6 protein-coding genes are annotated in these 10712 nt (G+C 60.2%); 3 read left to right on the top strand and 3 right to left on the bottom strand.

All coding sequences use genetic code 11. The annotated features are described in order from the left end of the window. Positions 1-59 precede the first annotated feature (59 nt). The 3 genes from NDB2M1_RS16355 to NDB2M1_RS22910 are packed head-to-tail and all read right to left on the bottom strand — an operon-like array spanning position 60 to position 7542. A complete protein-coding gene (locus NDB2M1_RS16355) occupies positions 60-5810 on the bottom strand; it encodes a sacsin N-terminal ATP-binding-like domain-containing protein (protein ID WP_072383939.1) in 5751 nt (1916 codons plus the stop codon). Between the two features lie 48 nt (positions 5811-5858). Beyond that, entirely contained in the window at positions 5859-6764 is a 906-nt protein-coding gene (locus tag NDB2M1_RS16350; protein WP_072383938.1) for a DUF429 domain-containing protein, read from the bottom strand. Positions 6765-6789: 25 nt separating this feature from the next. Then, the gene (locus tag NDB2M1_RS22910; RefSeq protein ID WP_072383937.1) at positions 6790-7542 is read right to left on the bottom strand and encodes a hypothetical protein; all 753 of its coding nucleotides are present in this window, start codon (positions 7540-7542) and stop codon (positions 6790-6792) included. Between the two features lie 170 nt (positions 7543-7712). Between NDB2M1_RS22910 and NDB2M1_RS16340 the strand changes: the two genes are divergently transcribed. The 3 genes from NDB2M1_RS16340 to NDB2M1_RS16330 are packed head-to-tail and all read left to right on the top strand — an operon-like array spanning position 7713 to position 10586. Continuing rightward, a complete protein-coding gene (locus NDB2M1_RS16340) occupies positions 7713-8429 on the top strand; it encodes a HEPN domain-containing protein (RefSeq protein ID WP_072383936.1) in 717 nt (238 codons plus the stop codon). Positions 8430-8469: 40 nt separating this feature from the next. Next, a complete protein-coding gene (locus NDB2M1_RS16335) occupies positions 8470-9945 on the top strand; it encodes a DUF2779 domain-containing protein (protein ID WP_072383935.1) in 1476 nt (491 codons plus the stop codon). 14 nt (positions 9946-9959) lie between these two features. Beyond that, positions 9960-10586 carry a peptidase M15 gene (locus tag NDB2M1_RS16330; RefSeq protein ID WP_072383945.1) on the top strand — a complete coding sequence of 209 codons (627 nt, stop codon included), beginning with the start codon at positions 9960-9962 and terminating at the stop codon, positions 10584-10586. Positions 10587-10712: the final 126 nt, after the last annotated feature.

The raw sequence follows: 10712 nt of genomic DNA, 5'->3' as shown, positions 1-10712 counted from the left end.
AGGGCCATTCTGTCGTCGGTCATCGTCTTCTTCTCCAGGTTCGAGTTCGCATCCGAACCCTACCAGAAGATCGACGGTGGCCACCCTCTCAGAGAAACCTTCCTACACCACCCCGTGGGACACGACCTGAGGCTTTGGCGAAATGGGTCGAGTGCAGACCAACTCTGGAGCAGCTTGTAAACGCGCGGGTCGGCCAGTGCGCCTTCGAGCCGCCATGCAACATCTGCCGCGCAGCTGTTTCCTTCAAAGGCCAGCGGCACCAGCGCGCATTGCCCTAGCACTTGGGCAATCCCGCCGCCGTGCCGATGGAGCTTTCTCTGGGGTGCGCCCGAGTCCAGATCAGGAACGAATTGTGCAATGAGGGCCTGCCAGAAGGCATCCTTGCCGTCCGGACTGGCGTTAAGCTGGCGGGCCAAATCGCACCATTTCGTTTCACTGGCCTCATGCAGCGCGACCAGTCGTTCCGCGAGCCGTTGGCCGAGCCGAGCGAATAGTGCTTCGTTTTCCTCGGCTGAGCCGGAAAAATGACTGCGGCCAGGGTCGACCGGAAATGGTCCCTCCATGAGCCATGCGCCATTGCGGGAAATGCCCATCAAGGGGACGAGATGCCAGAATTGGGCGACTTCCCTGGGAAAAGCATGAGGTCCGTTGCGGCCGAGAGCGACGAACAGTCTGAAGCGTTCGCCAACGTCGAACCGCAGTGCCTGCCGCCCACGATCCAGAGACACGGCTGCTACGCCATCGATTAGTGGGCGGACATCATTGCCGAAGGTGTCAACTGGTTCTGTTCCGTTAATCAGGCTGATCTCCCCGCCGCGACCCAGGGCGGCGAGCACTGGAGCGGCAGCGCAAAAGGCTTCCCATGCTGCGGTGGCTTCTGCTCGGCGATCATCAGCTATCGGAATGTCGATCAACGTCGCCTTGCGGCCACGGTCGTTGTAGGGACGAGCTTCTGCCTCCCCCTCATCCCAGGCAACCGGCACCATTCCACCGGCGATACGGAGGATCACCCCGGCGCTGGCCAGCCCGACACTATCCGAAAGCATGTGCACGGTCTTGAACCCCAGTCCAAAACGCCCTGTGATAGCGTCGCCTTCCTTGGCAGAGTGGCTGACCGCGAGCATATTCGAAAGGTCGCGCTCATGGCCCTCGTTGTCGGCTTTGGTTCGGTCGGGGCCAGGCTGGTTGATCGGTCGGCCCCAGTGGATGAGACGGATGAGGTTGATCGTCCCATCATCATCACGCCTCGCCTCGATTTGGACTTTGCCGCTCCCATGCCATTGTGCCTGAGCATCGACAGCGTTCTGATAAAGCTCGAATAGGACTCGGTCCGGGCGATAGCCCATCTCCGCGATCTTGACGCGCATCGCGTCGAGCAATTCGGCAGCACCTTGCGGTGATTGGGCGGCATCCCACAAGGCATCACGCGCGCCTTCGAGGTCTCCATACTTGATGCGATGAAAGTCCGCGACAGCTTCACGGATTACCTTGCCAGCCCGGATCCCCTCCAGCCTGTCATATAGAACATCGCGCAGCTCCCGACGCGCATCATCCAGCGAGCGCTGGTTGCTGGCGAAGTAGCTGTCCAACTGTTCCAGAAGCGCCTGACGCTGGGAGGGCATGCCCAGCAGCAGCGCCGGCGCAAGCGCATACATGAATTGGCGCAACAAGGCTTTGGCATGATCGGTACTCGCTGGTTCGACATCGCCCAGCACCAAGTCCCAGCAAACCGAGCGGGCCTGAATGTCTTGCGGAGCCCTTTCGCGCTGGCGGCACTGGATCAGCAACGCCTCCCCCCGGCCCGAAAGTGGGGCTTTGAAGGCCGTACCTGCGAGTGAATAGACTAAAGCTGTGCCGCCCTCGGGAAAGCTGACTTCAAACCGCAGTTCCTCGAGGCGTTTGGGTATGGTCAAGGGATCAAGTTTGAGGTCTGCAGGCACCTGATCAAGATCATAGATGATTCGGTCGAAGGTATGCTGCCCCTGCCATCTACTGGCGAGGTCGCGGATTTCTGCCCCCCGACCTGACATTGCAAGTGCAAGCAGGATGCCATCTCCAAGATCATGCTTAACGAGCGGGCCGAAAGTGCGCTCAAGCGCCGCTGCCAGCGGCATCTTGGTTTCCCCAACGGCAGGCAGAACGACGGCGTCTTCCCGGATATTGAGTAAAGCGGCATAGCGCCTGTCGAGAAGGGCAGCGGATGCAAGACCGGCGGCGTCGTATGCCACGGCATCTGACCTCACGAAGCGGTCGTCGGCGTTTAGAACGAGGAGATCTGCTGGAAGATAGCCAGCGTTGTCGCCCAAGTTCGCAACATTGGCCTGGAAAGCAGCGAGATGCAGGCGGCGTGCCACCTGTTCATGCACGCGCTCCTCTGCCAGCTCGGCGAGGGCGTTCATCTGAGTTACGATTGTCGCAGTCTCTGGGGCGCGCAAGGCTGCGGCTAGAGCGATCATCTCGGGATCGGAAAAGTCTTCCCTTAGAGCCGAAGCGAGCAACGACCACACGCCCCCGTTTCGGGCATCCGCCCCGAGCATTGCTCCGGTTTGTGCTATGCGACGCAGGTCGGGAAGATGACTAGCTGCATCAAGGCATAGACCTGCGATACCGGATTCGCCCAAGGTTTTCAGCGCCATTGAGAACGAAGCATGCTTGCTGGGCAAGATGTTCTCCAAGCGCACACGTACGTTATCGTCGCGTAAGCAGGTTGGAAGTTGACTGGATTTCAAAAAGCTGCCGCAACCGCCAGCCAGCTCAGTCCAAGCCTGTTCAGCGTCAAGCGGCAAATCCAGTACTTGCAGGGGCCTCCATGCCTGTCCCTCAACGCCGATCCACGCCGCCTCCGCCAGCATTTCAATCAGGTCGACGGCAACACCGCCGGGTCCCTTGAGTACATCACAGATTTCTGCGGTGAACATCTCCGGTTGGGGTGCTGCGAGTGCTGAGCGGATGATCGCTTCTGGCCCCCATTTCTCGATCAGTAGGTTCTGCCGAGCGCTAGCGGCTTGATCTGGCCAGAGATCGGCCAGCCTAGCAAAGCTGGCGAGGCTTGCTGGAACCTGCGAGCGCTGGCCGCGGAACAGGGCTATCGCCGGATGAAGTGTGTCTTCGCCGAGACAGCGGTTGAGCGGTAGGTACTTCAGAACAGTATCATCAATGTTCGAAGCGAGCAGAGCCTGCGCAGTCGCCGCGTCAATGTGTGGCAGTGTTCCCTCGGAACACGCATCGTTCAGCCACTTCCCCAACAATGCAACATCCAAGGGTTTGAGGCCAATTTTCGCGCGAACTTTGTGAAGCTCCTCCGCAGTAGCCGACGAAATGAGGCGCACATTACGGTTCGGACAAAGACGATCGACTAGCCCATCAAGCGTATCGCCGAAGCCGGTCAACTCGACGAGTTCTACATCGCCGTCTAGCTCGGCATCCTGTGTGACGAGCCGCCGCAGTACCTCGGTCGGGGCATTTTCACGAAGCAGTTCTGCAAGCTCACCGCACTTGCCTGGGTCACCAAAGCTCTGTGCCCGTTGAAGGACGGCCACTAAGCTTTCCTTGCGTTTGGCCGACGCGCAACCCTCGATCCCTCCATCGCGCAAGTCCAGCTTATAAATGGCTGGTGCAGCAACCGCCTCAGCCAACAAGTCCAATTCCTTGTTGGGCGCTGGGTCGAAAAGCAAACCATTGTTTTGCAAGGTAATGACTGTTTCCAGCGACAGGCGTTCTGTCGCCGCACTTTGCATTTGACGGGCTGGAATGACCTTCAGGTATCGTCCCGTATCGTTTCGCGCGAGCTCGTCGATTCGCGGGCCGTGGCGCAAGACGTGAAGCACCATTGTCGCGGCTTGTAGGCTCACTTGCCCACCTTGGAGCAGCAAAGGCTCCAGAGCGCTGAGCAAGGCTACGGCGTTGCTAAGGTTTATAGTTGGCTGCTGCGCTACGGCGGCGTCCAACCAGATCGACTTCACTGGCAGGGCCTGATTAGCCAGCGCGGCCATTACGGACCGGTTCTCGACCGATGGCGGAAGCAAGAGCAACTGTTCTGGCGGCAGGTGCCGAACGATGGTCTTGAGGCGCTCTGTCGGAGCGAAACTTGAATCAGGGTCGGCACAGGCCAAGCGCAATTGATCGGCCAGAGCCTCACGGGTCTGCGGGCCTCCTTGGCCTTCCAACAGCGCGCCCATGGTCTCCGCGACCGGGCCTCTCGTAAAAGTCGCCGGGCCAGCTTTTCTCACAAGCTCTGCGAGTTCTCCGTCAGGCCAGAACGGTGGGGCTTCTGCCAGCACCGAACCAAAGCAGAGCATCAACCGCCGAGCGATGCACCAGGCTTCCAGATCTTGGATTGCCTCCTTTAGCCGCGGGAGCGTGGTCGCAATGCCCACTGGCACAGGACGCAGTGCATCAGCCTGCACCACCTGCCAGTCGGGTGGCCTTTGGCCAGTCGAGCACCGCGCAAGTGCCCGTCCGCAACAAGCATCAGCGCCATACTTCATCCACCACTGGTGGCGGGTGGCGCTCAAGGCACGGACCACTGCATAACGTTCCTGATCCCCGTTCAGCGCAGGGAGAGCATCGGCTAGGGCATCCAGAACGAGAGGGAGGGTTGCTTCGCGTCGTAACGCATCGTTCCAACGTGCTTCTATGTGATCGTCTTGTCGTAGCGTTTTGCGGTCAGAAGACACGAAGAAATAGCCATGTAGGACGAGCTCGATGTCCTGATTTCCAGCATCAAGGTCCAAGGACTCAAGCGGCTCTCCAAGCGGCAGGTAGACAGCGTTTCTGACCGTCAGCCGCGCCGGGATTTTCTCGGCCTCCTTCCGGCACACAATCACTGCACCGTGAGGATCAGCCTTTGGCGGGATGGGCTTGTGATCCAGAGTGTAATCCGGCGTCCAACCGGGCTGTTCGAGTAAGCCTTCTGCGAAGCCCTGGCGCGCCCATTGTTGCCGGCCTGAAAAAGAAACTTCTCGTCCAACCCCAGTTACCGCGCCAGCAATCACAGTTTCATGCACTGTGGTGTCGGGGCCTGCCAATCGGCGGGCACCCTTGCTTAAGTTGATTAACCGCTCGACGCCATTTCGACGAACTATGCGCACGGTCTCAAGCTTGCGCAGACAGCACAGGGTAACGGACAATTCCTCCCCGGCCAATATATCATCTATGGCGGTGTCCGGATCCCAATTGCTTTCGGATAAACATGCCATCGGGCCTGGACGCAATTTGGTCGTTCGCAGTGGCAGAAACAGGACCATTCCTTGTGATCCAGCGATCACTTTGGCCGCCTTGAGAAGGACCTCTTTGTCTTGAAGTGTCAGTGCTTGCCATTCACTGCTGGCGGTTTGGGCTTCTGGCATGCCCGCCCAAGGGTTCATTAGCAAAAGATTCGGTTTGTCTTCGTTGTCCGTTACCCAGCCCAGCGCGAAAAAGGCATCGCACAGGTGATAGACAGACTTCTGCCCCAGCCCAAAACGTCCTACTGCGACACGCTCATCGGCCTTACTTCCTCCGCTGGCCAGAGTGATGCCATCCATGTGCTTCGCTAAGACCACTCCATTATTGGCAACCACAAGCCCAGGGGCGCGCAAAAGGGGATTTGTTGCTTCGCTAAAGCCGTCATGCGCAACCAGCGCCAAAGTGGTGGCGCCTGCATCATCAGCATTCTGCAGCAGCTCTTTGAAGATAGTGAACCCGGAGCCGTAACTCTCACGAAGGTTCCGCTGTAGAGCTTTGATGTCGCTGGTGACCGTGTGGACAAGTCCGGTCGACCTAAAATTCATCTCTTCGCCGCCAAATGCAGCTTGTTCTGCCGTAGTCATGCCAAGCTTTCCTCAGCCTGATATTGAATTGAAACCAAACCGGTCACGCTAGACGAGTTTCGCAAGGTACGGGTCCTCTAGCATATTGTCGTGAAATACTTCTCGGCGCACCTGTGCGCGTGCCGAGTGCGGACTACTTGGCAACAATGTCTTCGACTGGAGAACCGGGTCAGCAAGCGGCACCCAGATAGCAGAGCTTTCGTCGTCACGAAGTGGCTTGGCCCCGTCATTCAGGGCCCGGATCGCGCAGATGCAGCAGACAATCGCGTCGATCATGTCCTCCTGCGCCTTCAACTGCTTGGGGGTTAAGTCGAAAGTGCTGCAATACGCTTCAGACCCTTGGAGATAGGGTTCGAGCACTGCTCCAATCGCGCTCCATTCGCCGGACAAAAGGAGACGGCGATGCGCCGGGCTTGCCTTGGGCCAGTATGAGCGCATCTTCCCGACCTTGTAGGGCAGGCGTTTTGGTTCGTCGCACAGCTCCACCAATGCCGGATGCGGATAGACTTCGATCAAGCCGGGAGTGGTGATCTCGCTAATGCACAGGCCATATCCCGCGTCTTCGAACTCTCGCCGGAGGCGGTCACTGATCGGACCTGGGCGCGACGCACTGGGGGTGTGCGCTGCACACCATTTCGCGCCGTAGGCACGAGAGATTGCTTGGTCCGACCCGCGCCGGCTCGTAATCCGTTTCAGCGCCATGGGCATGTCGATCGCCACCAGATCAGGTGCATTACCTGCGAGCGCGCTGGTTGCGGCAAGTAGCTCATCAGCGCAGGCCACACCTCCCGACGCCTTCTCGGGGGAGGGCTGCCCATGAGCTTCGGCGAGGAAGTGAGCGACAGACGGCCATGCGCCCTTAAGCTGCCATCCGTTTTCCTCTTCGATCGCCACCGCAACCCCAGAAGCGTTTTTCTGAGTCCACGCCGCATCTATTCCGAGCACTGTTCGCATTGCCCTGTGGCTCCTCCGAAGACTGTCAGTGCGCCCGGGCTATTGGCTCGAGCCCGTCAAACCCCACCTCCAGGCCATGCCCGCGCCAGAGCAACCCTTGCGAGTCCTTGAGCCCGGCGAAGGCGACAGATGCGAAGTGGCCACTCCCGCTTATGTGCGCGACGTTCCTTGCGATGGCGTTGAGGTTGGCGGGGGTGCGGGCTTTCTGGTCAGGGAAGCGGGCTGCGCGTACAACCACCCATTCCGGCCCCTTTGCGATGTCGGCGACGAACCAGATGTTCGGATCGACTTGCGGATTTGAGTGCGTAGACACGATATCGTAGCCGCGCCCCTTCAAGTCGTTCCGAACCACCTGCACCGCGAAGTCGAGCAACTCCCAGTCGGTCATTGCGACAGGTTCTTCGGTTACCAACATCGCGGGATTGATGCTTCCGCCGTGCCGCAGGTCGATCAAACCCCAGCCCGGTCGGGCAGGCTCCCACCCCCTCAAGGTTCGGCGCATGGGCATGAGGCAGGGATAGCCGTTCCAGCCTTCTGCCACCAACTCAAGGCCCTCACGGTTCCCTGGCACCTCGGCCTGCTCCTCGACATCCTCCATTCGAAGGAAGAACACTTGGTTACCAAGTCGGAACGAGAGGTGTTCGAGAAACGGCGGGCGCGGGTCGACCTTGAGCCAGCTTTGCAACCCGTCCTCAAAGAAGCTTTGGATGCGATTGCCAGCCGCTTTCCACATAGCGAGGAAATCATCCGAGGGGCCGGCCATCGTGATTTCGTGCATCAGAAAATATCTCCGCGGAATCGGGCTAAGCAAGTACCGGGAAGACTTTCGATCATAGTTGCGACAAATCTGGTCGCCCGCGTCCTTCTGTGTTCCATCATTCGCAAGACGCTAACTGGAAGCATCTGGGAAAACGAGATAAATATTGTCGGATCGAACCTTCTGGCGCAATGATTGCCGCGATGCCGACTACCGATCCGCTCCACCCCGAACGCCTCAAGGACAAACAACGCACACTTCGTGATGGCTTCGCTTTGCCGCTGACCTTGCGCGTGCACCGCGCACTCAGTTGGCTTCTGCGCGCCCATCGCGAGGAGGAGGATCTTGATACACGCTTCATCCACCTGTGGATCGGGTTCAACGCCGCTTATGCTGGGGATCTCGAGCGCGCGCTAGATAACGATGAGTGGGCAGGGAGTAGGTCCGGCGTTGCCAATGAGCGCCAACGCTTTGATGGTTTCTTCCGCGATCTTGTGAGGCTGGATGGAGATGGTCGGCTCTACAAAGCGCTGTGGACGCGCTTCCCTCAGGAAATCCGCATCCTGCTAGACAATCGCTATGTCTTTGCGCCGTTCTGGAAGCACCATGCTGGGCTGCCGGGCGGAGCAGGGTGGGATATCACGTTCGAGGCGGCCAAGCGCGCTGCCAATGCCGCACTGGCGGCCGGCGACACGCCAGTCGTGCTCTCGATCTTGTTCGACAGGCTCTACGTCCTGCGCAACCAGCTGCTCCATGGCGGTGCGACCTGGAACAGTGCCGCCAATCGGTCACAAGTGCGCGATGGCGCTGCGATCCTCGGCCATCTGCTGCCGCTGTTCATCGACCTGATGATGGACAACCCGGATGAGGACTGGGCGATGCCGATGTATCCTGTCATTGAGGATTGAACGACCAATTCTGTCGTGATGGGCTTGTAGGAAACGCGGCATGACGCAAACACGAAACCGCCGTTTCGGCCTCTCCAAATCCAAGATCACCGCCTTCGAGCAATGCCCCAAGAAGCTGTGGCTTGCGACGCACCGTCCAGAGCTGGCTGAGCAGGACGAGGGTGCCGAAGCACGATTTGCGACCGGCAATGCGGTGGGCGAAATCGCCTGTGCGCTCCATCCGGGTGGCGTGATGGTCGATCCGCCGTCGCTTGCCGAGGCGCTGGCCAAGACTTCGGCGCTCATTTCCGGCGGTCACCCCGGCCCGATCTTCGAGGCGACCTTCGAATATGATGGCGTGCTGGTGCGCGTCGATGTGCTCGAAAAGGTCGAAGGCGGGGGCTGGGCGGCAGCCGAGGTTAAGAGTTCGGGCAAGGTCAAGGACTACCACCGCGGCGATCTCGCAACGCAGGTCTGGGTGATGCGCGAGGCGGGGATCGAGCTGAAACGCGCCGCTATCCGCCACATCGATACCAGCTTCGTCCTCACCCGCGAGGGCGATTATGTCGGGCTGTTTACCGATGCCGATCTGCTTGCGGAGCTGGAGGGCACAATTGCCACCCGCCCGGCATTGGTCGCCGAGGCGCGCGCCACGCTCTCCGGCGAGGAACCCGAGCGCGAGATGGGCGATCATTGCAGCGTGCCCTTCGCCTGCGAGTTCGCCGCCTATTGCAGCCGCGACCTGCCGCAGGGCCCGGAATGGCCCGTGACCGTGCTCCCCTATGGCGGCGGCAAGCGCTGGCTGGATCGCGGGGTCGAGGATCTGCTCGATCTGGCAGAAGCCGACCTGAACGACCGGCACGCCCGCATCCTTGCCGCCACCCGCGACGGCATCCCGTTTCACGACGCCGAAGGGGCGCGCAAAGCGATGGCGGGTTGGGGCTGGCCCCGCGCCCGGCTCGATTTCGAGACTATCGCGCCCGCCGTCCCGCGCTGGGTTGGCACGCGCCCCTTTCAGCAGATCCCGTTCCAGTTCTCGCTCCATCTCGAGCGGCGGGGCGGACGGATGACCCATCACGAATTCCTGAGCTGCGACGGCACCGATCCGCGCCGGGCCTGTGCGGAGGCGCTGGTGGAGCATATCCCCGCAGGTGCGACGATCATCGCCTACAATGCGGCCTTCGAGCGCAGCGTGCTGCGCGATCTGGCCAAGGCTTTTCCTGATCTCGCGCCGCGTCTGGAAGAAATGGCCGAGGCGACGGTCGATCTTCTGCCTGTCGCCCGCAACCACTGGTATCATCGCGACCAGCGCGGAAGCTGGTCGATCAAGGCGGTGCTCCCGACCATAGCCGCAGAACTCGATTACGGCGCGCTCGAAGTAAAGCATGGCGGCGATGCGCAGGCGGCATGGTTCGAGGCCGCCGATCCGGCTTGCGATCCGCTGCGGCGCGAGGCGCTCGAAGAAGCGCTCAGGGCCTATTGCGCGCGCGACACCCAGGCGATGGTGGCAGTGGCGCGGGCTCTGGCGGGCAATTGATTGGGGAGAGAATGATGCGAAGACCGGGTTCCGTTTCCGCGCTCGAAGATCTTGGCCGAGTGCGCCTGTCCGAGAACTTCTTCATGCGAGACATGCTCTATTCAGAGATCGCCAATCACTACGGCATACCCAACATTCCCGATGATCCCGAGCTGGCAATCGCGGCGGGAACACGCCTGTGCGAGGACCTTCTCGAGCCGATCTGTGCGAAGTTGGGGCGCATCTCGATCCGCTCTGCCTTCCGCTCCTGCGCGGTTAACGAGGCAGGCATTGGCAAGCACAACTGCGCCCGGAACGAGGCAAACTACGCCGCCCATATCTGGGACCGGCGCGACGCCGATGGCTGCATGGGCGCGACCGCGTGCATCGTGGTGCACAACTTCCTGCCCTACTACGAACGCACCGGTCATTGGCAGGCGCTGGCGTGGTGGGTGCATGATCATGTGCCGGGAAATGCTGGCCTGACGTTCTTCCCCAAGCTCGCGGCTTTCAACATCTCTTGGCACGAGAAGCCGGAGCGCAGCATCTACAGCTATGCCGCGCCCAAGGGATGGGTGACCAAGCCGGGGATGGACAACTACGAAGGCTCCCATGCTGACCAGTATCGGGATTATCTGGTCGAGGCTGGTCTCAACTTCTGATCTTGCGGGGCAACAGCTACGATTGGGAAATTTCCTCCTGGTGCCCGGGCCCGAAAAATCAGACGGTTTATCATTTCGATGACCAAATTTGTCGTATTGCGGAGCGACAGTGGCTCATGAGCAGAA

This window comes from Novosphingobium sp. NDB2Meth1, assembly GCF_900117425.1.
In the GTDB taxonomy this organism is placed as follows: domain Bacteria; phylum Pseudomonadota; class Alphaproteobacteria; order Sphingomonadales; family Sphingomonadaceae; genus Novosphingobium.
This window is presented reverse-complemented; position numbering and strand designations above follow the sequence as displayed.